We start from the raw sequence: 18,767 nt of genomic DNA, 5'->3' as shown, positions 1-18,767 counted from the left end.
CCTCGACGAAAGAAGCCTACGCAATGTTAGTTGGCGGCCGAAATCCTTTGGAGGCGGCTCCCAATCAGTTATTTTCGCACTCTAAATTTGCCTACTACGCGTTCAACGAACACGGTCCAACCCGACGTCTGTTTCCGATTCGCCGGTGCTTTGCGCCAACGCGACTGCCGCGGCGACCATTGCGATGAGTGCGCCGACCAAAAGCATCGCGAGGTCCTTGTCGGTGTGCAGATATTCCCCGAGAACCAGGAATCCCAATGCGGTTGCAACCACCGGCTCCGCCACCGTGGTCGCAGGAAGGGACGCCTGCAATGCACCCGCCTGGTACGCGTTCTGCTGCAACAGCGTCGCCGCCAGCCCCACCACGATCAGGGCATAGGTCTCCATCGAGGTCAGCAGCGGCACCATCCCGTCGCCGCCATGGGCAACCACACCTTTGGTCAGCACAGCGGCAACGCCGAACAGCGCGCCGGCCGCGACGCCGAGCAGCAGCGCTCGGCGCGCACCCGGCCAGGCCTTCGCTCCGATCAGGCACAGCGCAACCAACGGCAGTCCGATGCCCGTGATGATCGCCCAGTGCCGAGCTTCGGCGTGCGGATGGCCGGGCCGGGGATCGCCCACCACCACCAAGATCGCAACCGCAGACGTCAGGACGATCGCCCATACCCACTCGCTCGCACGGATGGTTCGACCGGAGAACTTCGCGCCGAGTGGCAGCGCGAACAGCAACGAGAGCACGAGCAGCGGCTGGACCAGCAGCAGCGATCCCTTACCGAGCGCCTTCGCCTGGAACACATATCCGCCGATACCGACGAGTGTTCCGGCCCACCACACCGGTCGACGGATCAGTACCCCGATGACGCCGAATCGGCCCATCTCGTCATCGGGAACGATCGCCGCGACTCGCTGGCGCAGTACCGCGCCGAGTGCGATGCACAGCGCAGCAGCCAGCGCCGATGCGATGGCAATCCAGTTCGACGGCACTAGGGAAGGCTAACGCCCCGTGCGTGAAATTCAGTGCCTCAACACCCAACTTCGCGCACGGCTCGACCGAACCGAACCGACCACGCCGACCCTTCTCGCTCCTCTGCTCGCGTTTGCGTTGTGATCGCCGTCCACATCGTAAGTTGTTTGTTCGTCTTCAGTACTTCGTGTTGATTCTGCCGGGGGTCCACCATCCGGACCGCTCGATATCAGTTGTTGTCGTCTTTGCTGGCTTCGCGGTCGTATCGAGCGGCGAGTATTGCTCGATCTCGCCCCAATCCTTGCCCCAGTCGTAGTTGAGATACGACGGGATCGTGCGTGCGGCGAGCAGTAGGTCGGTCCATCCAAGTGGGCCGCCGCCGTCGTGGCCTTGCCACAGGTTGGTAGTGATCGCGCCAGTGCGGTCGGGAAGGATCCGATAGGCAGGGGGTTGCGCGATGCCCACTGTGTTCGGTGTCAACCGCTGGCACGGAAAGTTCAGTCCCACTTCCCAGTCAAGCAGTGTGGGGGTCTGCGAGCCGACGACATCGTTCAGCGTCTGGGTCTGCGGGACCCGTGGTGGTGTGAATGCGAGCCACTGATCCGGTGCGATGTCGGTGTCCTTTGCGACGATTCTTACTGTGTCTGCGTTTCGCGGGAGTTGGTCGAGCGGGACTCTCAAGTTTCGCCACGACGGGGCAGGCCCGATATCGATCGGTGTCACACGGCCGAGCGGCGTCACGGCGCTGGTGGAATCGGTTGCACCGTATTCCAGCTGGAGGTCTTGACCGTAGGTGACTACGCCGTCGGCGTTGACGGACCTGATGCGCCCGGCCGCGGCGATGGAAACGATGTCACCGCGTGAGCCTGCCGCATCTGGGGCGGGGAGGCGGTACCAGCCGGTCGTGAGCGACGCGGGCGCTTGGTCGCCGGGGCTGTAGGTACCGAGGACTGGCGTTGTTGCCGGGTTCAACCCGAACGGTAAGGCGACGGTACTACCGTTGATGCCCGGACTTCCTGCGCCACCACCGGTTCCGGCCGAGCTTTGCGATGTGTCCTTGTTGCCAGAATCGGTAGAGACCGAATTGGCTGTACCGGTGGTGGATGCGGTCTCGTCCGATGTCAGATCGGCCGCAACACCATTGGGTGTGAAGCCGGTCGACCCGGTACCGGTGAGAGCGGTGGCCTGATCTCCGGTGAGTGGCTTCAGCACCGAGGCGTTGGGATCGGTTTCGATGAGAACGTCATCGGCAAGACCGCAGCCATGCCCGAACGTCTCGGTGATATTCGACTTCGCGATCGAGTACGACGGATTCTGCGACACAGCGGCTTTCGTCATTGATAGCACTTCGATCAGGACGATTCCGCCAGCGATTACCGCGAGTAAGGGAACCTTTCCGAGCCTCCCCGGTGTGCTCGGACGGCTCGGATCCGTCGGTCGTATGTGGAACCAAGCTGCGGTAGCCAACGCCAGAACGGTCAAACCCAACGCAAAGGTAGAGACGCCCTTACCCGCGATCACGGGCGCTTTGTCCCACCACGGAACACCCCACGCGGACACATACCAGTACCCATTGGGCCCGACGAAGCACATGGCGAGGAGGAAGAACAGAGCGGCTGCGAACAGTGCGCGGTTGCGCGCGAGCGACATGATGCGAGGCCCGACTGCGACCGCGGTGAGGACGGCAACCGATCCGGCGAGGCCTGCGAAGATTCCGAAGTGGTGCGTCCACTTCGTTGGTGTAAACATCATCAAAACGAATGCGCTGAGCGTGATTCCAATGATTCGGCGCGACGGGCCGACGGCGATGCCGGGGATCCGGCCACCGCGCCGCAGCATCGTTACTACACAGACGATGAGACCGAGGAACAGGGTGAACATGCCGAATCGTCGGGTCAGCGAACCGTCGATCGTCGGCTGGAGCAGGTATTGATAGCGGAGGTATTCGAGGAACCACGGCTCGCCCGGTTTGATCTGTGCGTGTACGTGCGTCATCTCGAGGACCGTTGCCAAAGTTTGATCGGCGAAGACCAGCGTCAGGATCACGAGGCCAGCGGCGAGCATCGGTAGCAGCAGCGCCAGATACCCGGTCGTGCGTGCGCGGCGTCTGAGGATCTGCGCCAGCGGACGAGCGCCAGCAATGAGTGCGGCGAAACACACCAAACCGGATGGTCCGAGCGTCATCGTCAATGCGCCTATAACGAGGGCGACCGCGGCGGGGAGCAGCCGCCTCGTTGCAATAGCTCGTTCGACGGAGCACCAGGTGAGCAGAACCCCCGTAGCTTCGAGTGGTTCTGGTCGCAGGCCGTTGTTGTAAGTCAGCCAGAACGCCAGGAATACCAACGCGCCGGTCCAGACCGCGACGCGATTCTTGCGCACGGCTGCACCGAATCGTGGGATCACCTCACGGCTGATCACCCACCACACCAGCACGCCTGCCAGCAACGCTGGGAGCCTCATCCAGGCGCTGTCGGTCGACACCTTCGCCAACCAGGCCAGCACGTCGTAATACGGTGTGCCGAAGGGTGATTCGGGCACGCCGAACCATCGGTAGTAGTTGGACATGAAGCCGGAATCGATGGAACCGCGCGCCATGCCGAGTTGGTAGCCATCGTCGGAGGTGTTGGCACCGATGAAATGCCACACCACTAGCGTGCCGAGCACAACGGCGTCCACGGGCCGCAGTCGCCACCAGTGTCGCGGGAAGAATCGTCGGGATCGGCGACCATCGCCGGCGTCGAGACGGTGTAACGCGATCAGCGACAACAGGGTCGCCAGCGCGCAGACAATGCTGATCGTCAGCTTCAAACTCGTCGGCGACGACGAGAAGCGCGAGTCGACGGTGACATCGACGTGCAGGCCGTCCAGAGCTGACCCGGGCACTGCAGTGAAGATCCCGACCACCTGCGGGCGCACATCACCCTCGAACACACTCGGTGGGAAATTCTGAGCGGAGGTGAGTGTCGACTTTGTCCGGATCAGATCAGAGTCGATGCTCAACGCGCACGACTGACCACGCACAGCCGACAACGGGGAAGACCACAGCACAATATTGCGTGACACCACGTCGACGCGGCCTTGCGCACCCGGGATGACCTTCACGACCATCCCGTAGTGCTCCATCTCGGGTGACTGACGCGGGATCGTGGAAAACACCACTCCGCCGGAATCGGCCAACCGATCGAAGGACGCACACGGAATGTTCGCAGTCATATGCTGCGGCGCGTACGTGACCAGCGGCGACACCACCGACGACATATCGCTTCCCTGCGGCCAAGACACACTTGACTGCTGCTGAGTCACCGGCAGGAAGGGCAACGCTAACGCAGCCAACACCGCGACCAGGGCGCTGGCGATGGCCCACCCTCGCATTCGTGCGTGCGTGCGTCGTTCCAGTCTTTCGTCTGGTGCCCCCGATTTACCCGACCGCTGCACCACCCCATTGCTTACAGTCACGAACAGCCACGGTAATCGATAACCGACCGATTGGAACTGTGTCGGCATCTGCCGTCCTTCAACTCCGATGAGTCGAGGTCAGTGGATGTGCGAACGCCAATCCTGCGGCACGCGGTCGGCAGGTCCCGGCGCCGATTGCTCGATCGGATGATGTTGCGGCGGTGCGAGCTCCGGACCGTCGTACATCTCTTGCGTTTCGAAACTGTAGAACCACGACTCGCCCGGCTCGAAGCTCCGAATCAGCGGATGCCCCGTTGCGGCCGCATGCGCACTGGCATGCTGGGCGGGCGAGGAGTCGCAGCAGCCGATGTGACCGCACTGCGCACAGCGTCGTAGATGGACCCACCAGCCGTCGACCTCACCGCATTCGACGCAACCGACGCCGCTCGGCGCGACGTTGGGATCAATTCCCGTCGGGTTCGCCACCATCGTCTCCTTCGTCAGGCTGGGTCAACGGTATCCGCACGATGAACCTGGTGTTGCCGGGTTCGGATTCCACTCTGATGTCGCCGCGATGCTTGTTCGCGACGATCCGGAAGGAGATGTCCAGGCCGAGCCCGGTCCCCTCGCCGACCGGCTTGGTCGTGAAGAACGGTTCGAAGATGCGATTCTTGATCTCGTCCGGCACACCGGTTCCGGTATCGCCGATCTCGACTGCGAGACAATCATTTTCCCGATACGTGCGCACGCTCAATGTGCCGCCGTTCGGCATCGCACCCACCGCGTTGTCGATCAGGTTGGTCCACACCTGGTTCAGCTCCGCGGCGAAGCACGGGAGCTCCGGCAGGGTGCGGTCGTAGTCCTTCACCACCTTGATCGCGTCGCCGATCTTGCGACCGAGCATGACCAGCGTGCTGTCGAGCAATTCGTGGACGTCGACCACCTGGAACGGCGCGCGATCCATCTGCGAATACTGTTTGGCGGCACCGACCAGCGAGGTGATCCGATTGGTGGAATCAGCGATCTCGTTCATTAGCAGCTCGGACTCGACCGTGTAGTTCAACCAGCGGATCGCCCCCTCGAACACCTGGGTCGAGCTGTCCTGCAAGGTTCCCTCGATCCGCTCCAGCCAATCGATGTCCATGCCGGCTTGCACGAAGGTGGGCGCAATCTCCCAGGCGCCCGCGATGTTTCGCTCCTCGAGCCACTCACCCATCGCATCTTCGCGATCCGATTCCTCCATCGGCGTCAACGTCGGAGCCTTCGCCACCTGCGCGGCGGCCTCCTCCTGGATCCGCACCAGCGACTCCAAGGCCGCGGCGTCGAACTTGCCCTGCGAGATCATGGCCAGCTTGTGCCGCATGCCCGCGACGCGCTCCCGCAACGACGACGTCGCCCGAACCGCCGCTGCGGCAGGATTGTTCAACTCGTGGGTCAGACCGGCGGTCAGTGACCCCAGCGCCAGCAGTCGCTCGCGCTGATCGATCGCCTGGCGGGACTTTCTATTGCCGAAGAACACACCTTCGAGCAGGTGTACTGCCATCGGGAACCACTCTTTGATCATCTCGGCGAACGTCGCGCCGTCGAGCACGTAGAACCGCGACGGCTTGATCACGTACATCGATCCGCCGTACTTCTGCTCCACCTTGTCGCCGAGGTAGGCACCCCACGCGCCCGCATACGCACCCTTGTGCGTGGTGCGGGCGGTCTCCACCTCGTCGCCGCCGGAGAGTTTCGTCAGTGCTATCTCGCCGTCGATCAGCACGTAGAAGCACTCGGCCGGGTCACCCTCGCTGTGCACCTTGCCGGGCTCGAGCACCTCGATGTGCCCTTCCCTGCACAACCGTTCCAACTGCTCGTCGTTCAACTTCTCGAACAGGAACAACGTCCGCAGTTCTTCCGGGTCACACACCAACGCAGAGCTCATCATTGTTCCTTCATGGTTTTGCCAAGTACCGATGCACCAACATCACTGCCATCGCACCCTCGCCCACCGCCGACGCCACCCGTTTGGGCGACTCGGATCGCACGTCTCCTGCCACGAACACTCCCGGCACGCTGGTCTCCAAGTGATGCGGAGCGCGATCGAGAACCCATCCGGCAGGTCGTACGCCGTCGGGCATCAAGTCCGGACCCGCGAGCACGAACCCACGCTCGTCACGTGCAACAACGCCGTCGAGCCAATCGGTACCCGGCGCAGCACCGATGAACAGAAACAGCCACTGTGCGGCAACATCCTCGGAGGTGTCGGTCGCATTGTTGCGCAGGGTGATGGTCTCGAGGTGGTCGTCGCCGCTTGCGCCGGTCACCTCGGTGCAGGGGCGGATCGAGATGTTGTCGATCTGCTCGATCTGCTGAATGAGGTAGTGCGACATCGACTGCTCCAACGACGGCGCCCGCACCACGATCGTCACGGATTTCGCCGTTCGGGACAGGTAGACGGCGGCTTGGCCTGCCGAGTTGGCTCCGCCGACGATGAAGATGTCCTCGTTCATGCACCTCGGCGCCTCGGTCATCGCCGAGCCGTAGTAGACGCCACGACCGGTGAAGTCGTCGATCCCCGGCGCCGGATGGCGCCGATACATCACGCCCGTCGCGACGATCACCGTGTGCGCGTCCAACGTGGCACCGTCCGAGAACCGGACCGTCCGCGCCGAACCGTTCGCTTCGAGGCCGACGGCGTCACGGGTGGTGATCACCTCGGCCCCGAACTTCGCCGCCTGCCGACGTGCACGATCCGCCAGCTGCGCACCGGACACTCCGTCGGGAAAGCCGAGGTAGTTCTCGATCCGTGAGCTCTGGCCTGCTTGGCCGCCGGTCGCGGTCCGCTCGACCAGCACCGTGCGCAGCCCTTCGGACGCACCGTAGACCGCCGCGCCCAAGCCCGCGGGCCCACCGCCGATCACGATCAGGTCGTAGAAATCCTGAGCGGGCGTCGTGGTGAGACCGACGTGATCGGCGAGTTCGGCGTCGGTCGGCTCGATCAGCGCCTTGCCCGCGGAGGTGATGACGACCGGCAGCCGCGCAGCGTCGACACAGGCCGCCTCGAGCAGCCGCAGCCCCTCCGGCTCGTCCGACATGTACCACCGGTAGGGCAGCTGATTACGGGCAAGAAACTCCCTGACCTGTGATGATCGCGCCGACCAGCGATGCCCGACGATCTTGGTCTCGGTGACCGGCTTGTGATCCGCGGTGATCCAGGCTTCCAGCAGTGCATCTATCACCGGGTACAGCTTCTCTTCCGGTGGATCCCACGGCTTGAGTAGATAGTGGTCGAGATCGACGACATTGATCGCGTCGATAGCGGCGTTGGTATCGGCGTAGGCGGTCAGCAGCACCCGCTTCGCGAAGGGGTGCAGATCCATCGCCTGCTCGAGGAATTCGATGCCGTCCATGCCGGGCATCCGGTAGTCGGCGAGCAGCACGGCGACGGGTTGGCCGCGGAGCTTCATTTCGCGCAATGCATCGAGGGCATCTTGGCCCGATTGTGCGCGCAAGATTCGGTAGTTCTCGCCGTAGCGGCGACGCAGGTCGCGTACGACCGCGCGGGAAACACCCGGGTCGTCGTCGACGCTGACGATTGCAGGTTTGTGGGATGCGGGCGATTCTCGTTGCGTGGGTGGTGCCGTCACTCTTCGAGTATGCCGCTACCCCGATAGACCTGCGGGGTCAGATTCGATGTTGCAGAATCTGGTCGATCTCCATCGGGGTGAGCAAGCGTTCCAGCTTCTCGCTCGGCCACGATTTCGGGCTGCCGTGCATACGCGCGGAGTCCAGTAGTGGAAGGGATGCGCCGGCATCGCGGCGCAATATCGAATGCAATTTCACGACCGATCAACTCCGTGACTGGCTGAGACGGTTTCAGGGATTGTCGTTGTGTTCGAGACTGACACCGTGTTCATCGGTGATTCTCCCCCTTGCATTACCTGTTACGTGTGAGGCACGCGGGACGAATGTGAATTCCAAACGTCGACGCATGTACGTAGCCGACACCGACTGAACCGGAGTCACCCACCCGAGGGAAACCCATCCGAACTGCGAATCCCGTCGTGATCGAAAGGTTAGCTCATAAGTAGCTCAGGCGTGAACTGTACGAGGTCGAGTCGGACAACCGACCAATTGCGATCAACTCGTGACTTAACACACATCAAACGAGCCGTGTAGGTTACGGCGCGTAACAGCATGAGCATCGGCAGGAGATTTCAGTGAGCGCACCACTCGAAGCCAGCATCGACATCGCCGCAACCCCGGACAAGGTGTGGGCCGTTGTGTCGGATCTGAGTCGGATGCCCGAATGGAGTCCGCAGTGCCGCCGCATGCAGCTGCTCGGCCAGTTGCGCGAAGGCGCGCTGACGATCAACCTCAACAAGGACGGCTGGAAGGTCTGGCCGACCACCTCCACCGTGGTGCGGGTGGAGCAGGACAAGGCGATCGCGTTTCGTATGAACGAGAACCGCACCACCTGGTCGTACGAGTTGACCCCGTCCGCGATCGGAACCACGGTGACGGAACGGCGCGTCGAATCGGCCGGCGGCATCCCGAAGCCCATCACCTTTGCGATCGACAAGCTGCTCGGCGGTACGCCCAACTTCGAGCACAACTTGGTGGCAGGCATGCACCAGGGACTGAAGAAGATCAAGGGCGCCGTCGAGCAGGGCTGATCAGCCGCTGAGGCGCTCCTGCCAGCGCTCTTCGACGCGTCCGAGCTTCCATACTGCGACGGCAATCGCCCACGTGACGACGAACAGTCCGACGATGATGAACCCGACGGCCGCAAGATCGAGACCACCGATCACGCCGAGCAGTCCGGTCGTGATGTCGAGTTTGTCGGTCACGATCGAGATGATCTCCTGCGCACCGATCAACAACGCGACGGCGACCGACAATCCGGTGACCACCAGGTTGTAGTAGATCTTGCGGATCGGCTGCGCGAAGGCCCAGCCGTAGGCGAAGTTCATGAACGACCCGTCGAGCGAGTCGAACAGCGACATGCCCGCACAGAACAGCACGGGCAGAACGAGAATCGAGTACCAAGGCAGCCCGGTGGCCGCCGCACCACCGGCTATCACCAGCAGACCCACCTCGGTCACGGTGTCGAAGCCCAATCCGAACAGCAACCCCACCGGGTACATGTGCCACGACTTGCGGACCGTCTTCATCACCGGCGCAAGCACTTTGTTCAGCACACCCCGGTTCGCCAGCTCCGCTTCGAGCCGCTCCTCGTCGTAGTGCCCCTGCTTCATCTCCCCGAAAACGCGATAGATGCCGACGAGTGAGATCAGGTTGAGCAAGCCGATCAGTAGCAGGAACGTGCCGGACACCGTTGTGCCGAAGAGCCCCGTCCACTTCTGCAGATCGGACTGATCGTCCTGGAGGTCGGACGCAAGCCGTCGGACGCCCATTGCGAGCAGTGCGACAAGGACGAACACGATGCTGGAATGCCCGAGTGAGAACCAAAACCCCACGGACATAGGCTTTTTGCCGTCGGCGACAAGTTTGCGGGTGGTGTTGTCGATTGCGGCGATGTGATCGGCGTCGAATGCGTGCCTCATGCCGAGCGTGTAGGCGGTGACGCCAAGTCCGACACCGAACACGCTGCCCTGCACCGCGTAATGGCCCGGTACGACGAACAGCAGCAGTACGCCCCACCCGATGACGTTGAGCGCAACGACGGTCAGCGCCATTCCGACGAGGCTTCGGCGCTGCGCCGCGTCCAGGCCACGCCACATGTCAGCTGGACTACTACGCATCGAGCGGACATCGTTCGTCACGCCGTCGAGCGTATACCTGTTCATCTGTGCAGATGAAGTGCACAGATGAACTTTCGTTGTGCCCGCCGATGCTGCGTCTTACCGAGAAAAGTTCTACTGTGACAACAGCGGGAACCGAGGCGCCGTGCACGAAATGTCGATAACCCAGAGCGTGGTCGAGGCCGCTTGCGAACATGCCGCAGGCCGCCGGGTGCACAGCGTCCGGGTGAAGGTGGGCGCACTGTGCGCCGTGGTCCCGGACTCCATGCAGTTCTGCTTCGAGCTGATCACCGAAGGCACCGCCCTCGACGGTGCGGAGTTGATCATCGAGCAGCCGCCGGGTCGAGCGCATTGCCGGGATTGCGAAGACGATTTCGTTCTGCAGGATCTCATCCTCCTATGTCCTTGCGGCAGTGCGGATGTGGAGATAGTCGCCGGCAGAGAGTTGCAGATAATGTCGATGGAAGTGAGCTGACTATGTGCGCAACATGTGGTTGTGGCGGCGACGACGGCGGAGCAGTCATCACCATCCCGCACGAACATCCACATACGCATCCGCACGAGCATGACCACACCCACCCGCACGAGCATCCACACACCGAGACGGTCACGCTCGAGCAGAAGGTGCTCGCGAAGAACGATCTGCTCGCCGAACGCAACCGCGGTTGGCTCGAGGGCCGCGGGATTGTGGCCGTGAACATGATGAGTTCGCCCGGCGCCGGAAAGACCACGCTGCTGGAGCGGACGATCAGGGAGATCGGCGGATCGCGGGCGGTGTCGGTGATCGAGGGCGATCAGGAAACCACGTTGGACGCCGAACGCATCAAGGCAACCGGCTGCGGCGTGGTGCAGGTCAACACCGGAACCGGTTGCCATCTCGATGCGCAGATGGTGCGCGGCGCCCTGGACGCACTAGACCCGGCAACGGGGTCGCTACTGTTCGTCGAGAATGTCGGGAATCTTGTCTGCCCAGCACTTTTCGATCTGGGCGAGCGCGCGCGAGTGGTGGTCATCTCGGTCACCGAAGGCACCGACAAGCCGCTGAAGTATCCGCACATGTTCGCGGCCGCCGACCTGGTGATCGTGAACAAATCCGATCTGCTCCCCTACGTCGACTTCGACGTCGCGCTGTGCGAGAAGTACGCGCGATCGGTGAATCCGGGCCTGAAAATGCTCACCATGTCCGCGACGAATGGAGAAGGAATTTCGAGCTGGTACGAGTGGCTTTCGGCGAGTTGATTTACGCCATACAGCGTTGACATCTGAGCCTTACCGGAGCTAAATAGTGATCAGCGCCACACAAGCAAGCCGGCGGTCGACTCCAGTGACGCCAGGGGCCCATGCCCACGCCCCGGATTGAAGCGCGATGCTCACTGCAGAAGCAAAAGCCGCTGAAGACACCCTGATTCACGTGCTGTGGATCAATGCCGGCCTGAGTTGCGACGGCGACTCGGTGGCTCTGACTGCTGCCACGCAGCCGAGCATCGAGGAGATCGCCCTCGGCGCGCTCCCCGGCCTCCCGAAGATCGCGGTGCATTGGCCGTTGATCGACTTCGAGTGCGGCCCGGAGGGCGGTGCCGACGACTTCCTCGAATGGTTCTGGAAGGCCGACCGCGGCGAACTGGAACCGTTCGTGCTGGTCGTCGAGGGATCGATTCCCAACGAGGCGCTGCACGACGACGGCTACTGGTGCGGGTTCGGCAACAACCGGGATACCGGGCAACCGATCACCACCAGCGAGTGGTTGGACAAATTGGCGCCGAAGGCGACGGCGATAGTCGCTGTCGGAACATGCGCAACCTACGGCGGAATTCACGCCATGGCGGGCAACCCGACGGGTGCGATGGGTGTTCCCGACTACTTGGGCTGGGACTGGAAGTCCAAGGCGGGCATACCGATCGTGTGCGTTCCCGGTTGCCCGATCCAGCCGGACAATCTGTCGGAGACCCTCACCTACCTGCTGTACATGGCGACGGGTCAGGCCCCGATGATTCCGCTCGACGAGGCGTTGCGCCCACAATGGCTGTTCGGTAGCACTGTCCACGAGGGGTGCGACCGAGCAGGGTACTACGAGCAGGGCGACTTCGCGACCGAGTACGGCTCGCCGAAATGCATTGTGAAACTGGGGTGTTGGGGCCCGGTGGTCAAGTGCAACGTGCCGAAGCGAGGTTGGCTCAACGGCGTGGGCGGCTGCCCGAACGTCGGTGGCATCTGCATCGGCTGCACTATGCCCGGCTTCCCGGACAAGTTCATGCCGTTCATGGACGAACCCCCCGGCGGCAAGCTGACCACCACGGCGTCCGGCGTGTACGGCTCTGCCGTCCGCAGGCTGCGCAACATCACCAAGAAGACCTTGGACAAAGAGCCGCACTGGCGTTCGCGCGGCGAAAAGCTGACGACAGGTGCCACCCGCACCTGGTAGCTCCGCGCGAGTACGCCCGCGCACCATGGCAGTTTCGAGAGGCACGTCGATGACCACGATCACTCCCAAACATTCCAGCAAGACAGAGGCCGACGGCCTGGTGGAGATGGCGTGGGATCCAATCACGCGCATCGTCGGCAGCCTGGGTATCTACACCAAGATCGACTTCAAACAGAGGGAGGTCGCCGAGTGCCACAGCACCTCGTCGATCTTCCGCGGCTACTCGATCTTCATGAAGGGCAAGGACCCTCGCGACGCGCATTTCATCACCAGTCGCATCTGTGGAATTTGCGGTGACAACCACGCCACGTGTTCCTGCTATGCCCAAAACATGGCGTACGGCGTAAAGCCGCCCGCGTTGGGCGAGTGGATCGTGAACCTCGGCGAGGCCGCGGAATACATGTTCGACCACAACATCTTTCAAGAGAATCTGGTCGGCGTCGACTACTGCGAGAAGATGGTTTCGGAGACCAATCCCGGCGTACTCCAGCAGGCGGAGAAAACTCGCGCACCGCACGAAAATGAGCACGGGTACAAGACCATCGCCGACATCATGCGTTCGCTCAATCCGTTCACGGGTGAGTTCTACCGCGAGGCGCTGCAGGTCAGTCGCTCCACCCGAGAGATGTTCTGCCTCATGGAAGGTCGCCATGTGCACCCGTCCACCCTGTACCCGGGTGGCGTCGGCACGGTGGCGACCATCCAGCTGATGACCGACTACATCACTCGCCTCATGCGCTATGTGGAGTTCATGAAGAAGGTCGTGCCCATGCACGACGACCTCTTCGACTTCTTCTACGAGGCACTGCCCGGCTACGAGAAGGTGGGTTTGCGCCGAACTCTGCTCGGCTGTTGGGGATCCTTCCAGGATCCAGACGTCTGCAACTTCGCCTACAAGGACATGGAGAAATGGGGCCGGGCGATGTTCGTCACGCCGGGCGTGGTCGTGGACGGGAAGTTGGTGACCACGTCGTTGGTCGACATCAATCTGGGTATTCGAATCCTTTTGGGCAGTTCGTATTACGATGACTGGACCGATCAGGAGATGTTCGTCCGCAACGATCCACTCGGCAACCCGGTCGACCGCAGGCACCCGTGGAACCAGCACACCAATCCGCGTCCGCAGAAGCGGGACATGGAGGACAAGTACAGCTGGGTGATGTCGCCGCGCTGGTTCGACGGCACGGATCACTTGGCTCTCGACACCGGCGGCGGTTCACTGGCCCGGCTGTGGTCGACCGCGTTGGCAGGCTTGGTCGACATCGGATACGTCCAGGCGACCGGCCACAGCGTGAAGATCAATCTGCCGAAGACCGTGTTGAAAGGGCCGGTGGAGTTCGAATGGAAGGTGCCCGAACATGGGTCCAACACCATCGAACGCAACAGGGCGAGAACGTATTTTCAGGCCTACGCCGCCGCGTGCGCTTTGCATTTCGCCGAGAAGGCGCTCGTCGAGATCCGTGCGGGTCGCACCAAGACCTGGGAGAAGTTCGAGGTGCCGGACGAGGGCATCGGTTGCGGCTTTACCGAAGCGGTCCGCGGCGTGCTGTCGCATCACATGGTGATCAGAGACGGCAAGATCGCGAATTACCATCCCTATCCACCGACACCGTGGAATGCCAACCCGCGCGACAGCTATGGGACGCCGGGACCGTACGAAGACGCGGTACAGGGTTGTCCGATCTTCGAGGAGAACGACAGGGATCACTTCAAGGGCATCGACATCATGCGCACCGTCCGCAGCTTCGACCCGTGCCTGCCGTGCGGTGTCCACATGTACCTCGGCGAAGGCAAGACACTGGAAAAACTGCACTCACCAACGCAATCCGTGACAGGCGAGTGACGGATGGCTCCCGACGACGTGCGAGTGGATCCGGACTGGCGCGTGGCGGGAGAGCGCATCGAAACCCTGCTCGACGCCAGTTCGGCGGGCGGTACCGTCGCGCGTGAGCGCGCCGAGGCGTTGGTCCGGGAAGTGGTGGATCTCTACGGTGCCGGGCTGGAACGGATAGTGGCACTTGTCGATCCGCGCACGCTCGACGCCTTGGCGAGCGATGAGCTGGTCGCGAGCCTGCTGTTGGTCAACGGCCTGCATCCGCACGACGTGTCGACGCGGGTCCGCACCGCATTGGACAGCGTGCGGCCGTACCTCGGATCGCACGGTGGCGACGTGGATCTGCTCGACATCTCGCCGGACGGCGTCGTCCACCTCCGGTTGACCGGCAGCTGCAAGACCTGCCCGTCGTCGTCGGTGACGCTGGAACTTGCCGTCAAGGATGCGGTGCTCGCCGCCGCACCCGAAACCACCGAAATCGTGGTGGTTGCCGACGAACCGGCATCGTCGCCGAACCTGATCTCCGCGGATTCACTACTCTCGCGGGTGCATTCGGCTCCACTGCCTGCGGCGGCGCCGATGCATGGCACCTGGATCGGGGTTCCGGAGTTGGCGGATCTGATGCCCGGCGAGGTCGGTGGGTTTGCCGTCGGCGCGCTGCCCATGCTGGTGTGCCGTATCGACGACGAGCTGTTCGCCTACCGCGACCGTTGCCCGTCGTGCACGGAGTCGCTCGCCGGTGCCGTCCTGGCTCGACGAGCAGGCGGTGCCGTCGGTGACGCGGTATTGCGTTGCCCCATCTGTGGTGCGCACTACGACATTCGTGGGGCAGGTCGCAGCCTCGACGACCCCACCGAACATCTCGATCCGCTTCCTGTTTTGATCCGGGACGGAGTGCTGTCCGTGGCGGTTCCTGTCACCGAGGTGGCCGGGTGACACAGCAGACCGGCTCACCGCTGGAGGTGTTGCGGCGGCTGACAGCGAATCGCCCACCACCTGTCGTCGGCGAGCGCTGCGAGATGTGTGCCGAACCGATCGGTGACGAACACGCCCATGTCGTGGGTCTGCAAGCGCGCCAACTGATGTGCGTGTGCCGGGGTTGCTATCTACTGTTCACCGATCAAGGCGCACAGTTGCGGTACCGGTCGGTGCCGGAACGCTATCTGGCGTTCCCCGACTTCGAGCTGGCCCCGGGGCAGTGGGACGCGCTGGAGATACCGGTGGGCCTTGCGTTCTTCTTCGAGAACTCGACGATCGGCAAGACGGTCGCGTTCTATCCCGGCCCCGCCGGGGCGACCGAGTCGGAACTTCCGTTGTCCGCGTGGAACTCCGTGACAGCGGCCAACCCCCTGATCGCCCAGGCGGTAGCCGACGTCGAGGCTCTGCTCGTTCGGGTCCCCGAGCGTGACGGCGATCCGGAGTGCTACCTGGTACCGATCGATGCGTGTTATCGACTGGTCGGACAGCTGCGCTCGGTGTGGCGTGGATTCGACGGCGGCTCGGACGCGCAGCGTGAGATCGACGGATTCTTCGACACCGTTCGATCTCGGAGCCGAGTTGCGACATGACCGAGTTGACCTTCACGGTGACCGGCGTGACGCCGGAACCCTTTGCCGCGGCACCGAATCTCTCTGCGCGCCTGCGGATCGACGAGAACAGCGGCGAGACGGTGCATGCGATCGCTTTGCGGTGCCAGGTGAAGATAGAACCGCAGAAACGGCGCTACACCGACGCCGAGGCGGCGGGACTGCTCGATCTGTTCGGACCCCGCGACCGGTGGAAATCGACGTTGCGCAGCGTCCTCTGGATGCACGCGGGCACGATGGTGCAAGGCTTCTCCGGGTCTCGTGAGGTGGATCTGCCGTTGCCGTGCACCTACGACTTCGAGGTTTCGGCCTGCAAATATTTGCATGCACTCGCGGAGACCGGCGCGCCGATCCCGCTGGAGTTCCTGTTCAGCGGAACCGTCTTCACCAAGGGCGAGAACGGATTCAGCGTCGCGCAAGTGCCGTGGGATCGGCAAGCTTCCTACGACATGCCCGTCGCGGCGTGGCAGGAACTGATCCAGACGCACTTCCCGAACAGCGGCTGGCTGCGGCTCGGTCACGACACCATTGCGGCTCTGGCTCAGTACAAGTCGACCCGCGGCCTGCTGAGCATGGAAGATGCGGTCGACACCCTGCTGGCCGGCGCACGAGAGGTGTCGACATGAGCGCACCCACCGGTCGCGACAACGTTCGCGCCGTCGCCGATGCCATTCTCTACGAGGGCTACCTGCTCTATCCGTACCGTTCGACGTCGAGCAAGAATCGATCACGTTGGCAATTCGGCGTTTTGGGTCCGCCCGGCGCTATGGAGACGGGCGTCGGCGAGGAGGCCGCCATGACGAGCCAACTCGTGCTACGTCCAGGCGCACAGGCAACGGTAACCGTCACATTGCGATTTCTGCAGTTGCAGCATCGCTGCGTCGAACGTGCCGATGCAAACGGATTCGTCGCGACCGACGATCTCGAGATGGACGGCATTCACCACGTCAGCTGGGACGAAGCCGTCGAGCGCGAGATTCTCAGCGGTCCGTTCTCGCTGGCGGAATTGACTGCCGGACAACGTATTCCTATCGCAGTCGAGCCCGGGCGAGATGTCGACCCGCTGGGCGTTGCCGGGCGCGTGATCCGAACCCGCTGGCCGTTGCACGGCCTCGTCGAGCTGGCCGCCGAACAGATCGATGATTACGTGCGCCTGTCCCTGCAGGTCCACAACACCGGCATGTCGGGCGAGACGCCGACCAAGGAGTCGGCCGTCCGGTTTTCGATGATCGGCGCGCATCAGATCGTCACCGTCGAAGACGCACAGATCATTTCGTTGTTGGAGCCACCCGACGACGCGGTCGACGTAGTGGCAGGCTGTGCACACCATCGATGTTTCCCGGTCCTGGCCGGTCTACCCGGCGATACCGACGTCGCGTTGGTGTCACCGATCATTCTCTACGACTACCCGGAGATCGCCGAGCAGAGCGGCGGCGCATTGTTCGATTCGACGGAGATCGACGAGATCCTCAGCCTCCGCGTCATGACGCTGACCGAGGAAGAGAAGGCCCAAGCTCGGGCAACAGATCCGTTGGCAGCGCAGATCATCGACCGATGCGATGCGATGTCGCCGGAATCCATGGAACAACTGCACGGCCTCGGCCGGATCGTCCCGCAACTCGACGACGAGATCCCCTGGTGGACAGAGGAAGCCGATGGCAGCGTGCAACCCGATGTCGACGGTGTCGTAGTCGACGGTGTTCTTGTCGCCAAGGGCACCATGGTGCGCCTGCGGCCGTCCCGTCGAGCCGACGCGCAGGACCTGTTCTACGCCGGTCAGATCGCCAAGGTCGCGACGGTGCATGCCGATGTCGACGGAGACACGCACGTCGGCGTAGTTCTCGTCGACGACCCGGCAGGCGAACTGCACGAGTGGTACGGCCGCTACCTCTACTTCGCTCCCGACGAGGTCCAGCCGCTAGCGACAACGGAAAAGGAAGGTTCATCATGAGAATCATCGGAGAGGTCGCCACCTTCGCGGCGGTGATCGCGCTGGTCGCCGGCCTCGCGGTCGGTGTCAGCTCGATCCCCGATATCAAGAGATACCTGCGCATGCGGCAGATGTAGTCCGGCGGATGTCGGATCTACGGGTTCTGGTTGCGGGTATCGGAAACATCTTCCTCAGCGACGACGGGTTCGGACCGGAAGTGCTGCGGCGGATGGCGATTACACCTGTGCCGGAACGAGTTCGAATAGCAGACTTCGGGATTCGCGGCCTGCACCTCGCCTACGAGCTGCTCGACGGCTGCGAGACGCTGATCCTGATCGATGCAATACCCAACCGAGGAAACCCCGGCACCGTGCACGTATTCGAGGCCGATACCGGCGCGTCGAAAAGCGGCCAATTCGATGCGCACAGCATGGATCCCGGTGCCGTGCTCGCGAGCGTGCGCACGCTGGGCGGGACGATGCCGCGCACGATCGTGGTCGGCTGCGAGGTCGAGACCGTGGACGACGGCATCGGGCTGAGTACCGCGGTGACCGCAGCCGTTCCGGCAGCCGTCGACGCAGTCACCCGCACACTGCACGCGCTGCTGGAACCAGTGAGAACGGAGAGTTGACCCATGTGTCTCGGAATACCCGGTCAGGTGGTGCGGATGTTGGAGGGCTACGGCGATCAACTCGCGTTGGTGGACGTGGTCGGCGAAAATCGCCGCGTCAACATCGGGATGCTGCCCGAGGGGGTCACCGTAGCCGCAGGAGACTGGGTCGTCATCCATATGGGCTTCGCCGTCGAAAAGGTCGATGCTGCGGGAGCCGAGCGCGCTATGGCCGGTCTCGAGATGATGGGTAGGCCTCGCGAGAGCTGAAAGAT

At 62.9% G+C, this 18,767-nt stretch carries 19 protein-coding genes; 12 read left to right on the top strand and 7 right to left on the bottom strand.

Translation table 11 applies throughout. The features are described 5' to 3' along the window. Window positions 1-102: 102 nt before the first annotated feature. The 6 genes from FOY51_RS14625 to FOY51_RS27220 form a co-directional block, all read right to left on the bottom strand. On the bottom strand, window positions 103-984 hold the full coding sequence (locus FOY51_RS14625) for a DMT family transporter (protein WP_187776324.1): 882 nt from the start codon (window positions 982-984) through the stop codon (window positions 103-105). Between the two features lie 157 nt (window positions 985-1,141). Further along, complete coding sequence (locus FOY51_RS14620) at window positions 1,142-4,336, bottom strand: arabinosyltransferase domain-containing protein (protein ID WP_149431144.1); 3,195 nt, start codon at window positions 4,334-4,336, stop codon at window positions 1,142-1,144. A gap of 162 nt (window positions 4,337-4,498) precedes the next feature. Then, a complete protein-coding gene (locus FOY51_RS14615; protein ID WP_149430979.1) occupies window positions 4,499-4,849 on the bottom strand; it encodes a UBP-type zinc finger domain-containing protein in 351 nt (116 codons plus the stop codon). Continuing rightward, on the bottom strand, window positions 4,824-6,287 hold the full coding sequence (locus tag FOY51_RS14610; RefSeq protein WP_149430978.1) for an ATP-binding protein: 1,464 nt from the start codon (window positions 6,285-6,287) through the stop codon (window positions 4,824-4,826). Before FOY51_RS14610 ends, FOY51_RS14615 begins: the two co-directional genes overlap by 26 nt. 10 nt (window positions 6,288-6,297) lie before the next feature. Next, the gene (locus FOY51_RS14605) at window positions 6,298-7,992 is read right to left on the bottom strand and encodes an NAD(P)/FAD-dependent oxidoreductase (RefSeq protein ID WP_149430977.1); all 1,695 of its coding nucleotides are present in this window, start codon (window positions 7,990-7,992) and stop codon (window positions 6,298-6,300) included. 37 nt (window positions 7,993-8,029) lie between these two features. Further along, complete coding sequence (locus tag FOY51_RS27220; protein WP_187776345.1) at window positions 8,030-8,188, bottom strand: hypothetical protein; 159 nt, start codon at window positions 8,186-8,188, stop codon at window positions 8,030-8,032. A 377-nt stretch (window positions 8,189-8,565) separates the two neighbouring features. On the opposite strand from FOY51_RS27220, the gene FOY51_RS14600 reads away from it, so the two are divergent. Beyond that, entirely contained in the window at window positions 8,566-9,021 is a 456-nt protein-coding gene (locus FOY51_RS14600; protein ID WP_149430976.1) for an SRPBCC family protein, read from the top strand. Here FOY51_RS14600 and nicT read toward each other — a convergent pair whose 3' ends face one another. Further along, the gene (nicT, locus tag FOY51_RS14595) at window positions 9,022-10,077 is read right to left on the bottom strand and encodes a Nickel transporter NicT (RefSeq protein WP_214633107.1); all 1,056 of its coding nucleotides are present in this window, start codon (window positions 10,075-10,077) and stop codon (window positions 9,022-9,024) included. 178 nt (window positions 10,078-10,255) lie between these two features. Between nicT and FOY51_RS14590 the strand changes: the two genes are divergently transcribed. From FOY51_RS14590 to FOY51_RS14545, 11 genes are all read left to right on the top strand, one after another. Continuing rightward, entirely contained in the window at window positions 10,256-10,585 is a 330-nt protein-coding gene (locus FOY51_RS14590) for a hydrogenase maturation nickel metallochaperone HypA/HybF (protein WP_149430975.1), read from the top strand. 2 nt (window positions 10,586-10,587) lie between these two features. After that, the gene (hypB, locus tag FOY51_RS14585; protein ID WP_149430974.1) at window positions 10,588-11,349 is read left to right on the top strand and encodes a hydrogenase nickel incorporation protein HypB; all 762 of its coding nucleotides are present in this window, start codon (window positions 10,588-10,590) and stop codon (window positions 11,347-11,349) included. A 127-nt stretch (window positions 11,350-11,476) separates the two neighbouring features. Beyond that, a complete protein-coding gene (locus FOY51_RS14580; protein WP_149430973.1) occupies window positions 11,477-12,532 on the top strand; it encodes an NADH-quinone oxidoreductase subunit B family protein in 1,056 nt (351 codons plus the stop codon). A gap of 49 nt (window positions 12,533-12,581) precedes the next feature. Further along, a complete protein-coding gene (locus FOY51_RS14575; RefSeq protein WP_149430972.1) occupies window positions 12,582-14,375 on the top strand; it encodes a nickel-dependent hydrogenase large subunit in 1,794 nt (597 codons plus the stop codon). A gap of 3 nt (window positions 14,376-14,378) precedes the next feature. Next, the gene (locus FOY51_RS14570; protein ID WP_149430971.1) at window positions 14,379-15,302 is read left to right on the top strand and encodes a NifU-related iron-sulfur-binding protein; all 924 of its coding nucleotides are present in this window, start codon (window positions 14,379-14,381) and stop codon (window positions 15,300-15,302) included. Further along, the gene (locus FOY51_RS14565) at window positions 15,299-15,934 is read left to right on the top strand and encodes a DUF5947 family protein (protein ID WP_149430970.1); all 636 of its coding nucleotides are present in this window, start codon (window positions 15,299-15,301) and stop codon (window positions 15,932-15,934) included. The genes FOY51_RS14570 and FOY51_RS14565 overlap by 4 nt, the downstream gene beginning before the upstream one ends. Then, entirely contained in the window at window positions 15,931-16,578 is a 648-nt protein-coding gene (locus FOY51_RS14560; protein ID WP_149430969.1) for a DUF6084 family protein, read from the top strand. Before FOY51_RS14565 ends, FOY51_RS14560 begins: the two co-directional genes overlap by 4 nt. After that, window positions 16,575-17,903 carry a hypothetical protein gene (locus FOY51_RS14555; protein ID WP_149430968.1) on the top strand — a complete coding sequence of 443 codons (1,329 nt, stop codon included), beginning with the start codon at window positions 16,575-16,577 and terminating at the stop codon, window positions 17,901-17,903. The genes FOY51_RS14560 and FOY51_RS14555 overlap by 4 nt, the downstream gene beginning before the upstream one ends. Next, on the top strand, window positions 17,900-18,019 hold the full coding sequence (locus tag FOY51_RS28135) for a DUF6893 family small protein (protein ID WP_371830449.1): 120 nt from the start codon (window positions 17,900-17,902) through the stop codon (window positions 18,017-18,019). The genes FOY51_RS14555 and FOY51_RS28135 overlap by 4 nt, the downstream gene beginning before the upstream one ends. An 8-nt stretch (window positions 18,020-18,027) precedes the next feature. Further along, window positions 18,028-18,513: a hydrogenase maturation protease gene (locus tag FOY51_RS14550; RefSeq protein WP_149430967.1), complete on the top strand. Its 486-nt coding sequence runs from the start codon at window positions 18,028-18,030 to the stop codon at window positions 18,511-18,513. Window positions 18,514-18,516: 3 nt separating this feature from the next. Then, complete coding sequence (locus FOY51_RS14545) at window positions 18,517-18,762, top strand: HypC/HybG/HupF family hydrogenase formation chaperone (protein ID WP_149430966.1); 246 nt, start codon at window positions 18,517-18,519, stop codon at window positions 18,760-18,762. Window positions 18,763-18,767: the final 5 nt, after the last annotated feature.

The organism is Antrihabitans cavernicola (genome assembly GCF_008297975.1).
Taxonomy (GTDB): domain Bacteria; phylum Actinomycetota; class Actinomycetes; order Mycobacteriales; family Mycobacteriaceae; genus Antrihabitans; species Antrihabitans cavernicola.
The sequence above is the reverse complement of the archived record's forward strand: the minus strand, read 5'-3'. Positions and strand labels throughout refer to the sequence as shown.

Bases quoted from the DNA above. Each gene is read 5' to 3' on its own strand.
- FOY51_RS14620 (WP_149431144.1), bottom strand. From the start codon at position 4,336: ATGCGAGGGTGGGCCATCGCCAGCGCCCTGGTCGCGGTGTTGGCTGCG.
- FOY51_RS14615 (WP_149430979.1), bottom strand. From the start codon at position 4,849: ATGGTGGCGAACCCGACGGGAATTGATCCCAACGTCGCGCCGAGCGGC.
- FOY51_RS14610 (WP_149430978.1), bottom strand. From the start codon at position 6,287: ATGAGCTCTGCGTTGGTGTGTGACCCGGAAGAACTGCGGACGTTGTTC.
- hypB (WP_149430974.1), top strand. From the start codon at position 10,588: ATGTGCGCAACATGTGGTTGTGGCGGCGACGACGGCGGAGCAGTCATC.
- FOY51_RS14580 (WP_149430973.1), top strand. From the start codon at position 11,477: ATGCTCACTGCAGAAGCAAAAGCCGCTGAAGACACCCTGATTCACGTG.
- FOY51_RS14575 (WP_149430972.1), top strand. From the start codon at position 12,582: ATGACCACGATCACTCCCAAACATTCCAGCAAGACAGAGGCCGACGGC.
- FOY51_RS14570 (WP_149430971.1), top strand. From the start codon at position 14,379: ATGGCTCCCGACGACGTGCGAGTGGATCCGGACTGGCGCGTGGCGGGA.
- FOY51_RS14560 (WP_149430969.1), top strand. From the start codon at position 15,931: ATGACCGAGTTGACCTTCACGGTGACCGGCGTGACGCCGGAACCCTTT.
- FOY51_RS14555 (WP_149430968.1), top strand. From the start codon at position 16,575: ATGAGCGCACCCACCGGTCGCGACAACGTTCGCGCCGTCGCCGATGCC.
- FOY51_RS28135 (WP_371830449.1), top strand. From the start codon at position 17,900: ATGAGAATCATCGGAGAGGTCGCCACCTTCGCGGCGGTGATCGCGCTG.
- FOY51_RS14550 (WP_149430967.1), top strand. From the start codon at position 18,028: ATGTCGGATCTACGGGTTCTGGTTGCGGGTATCGGAAACATCTTCCTC.
- FOY51_RS14545 (WP_149430966.1), top strand. From the start codon at position 18,517: ATGTGTCTCGGAATACCCGGTCAGGTGGTGCGGATGTTGGAGGGCTAC.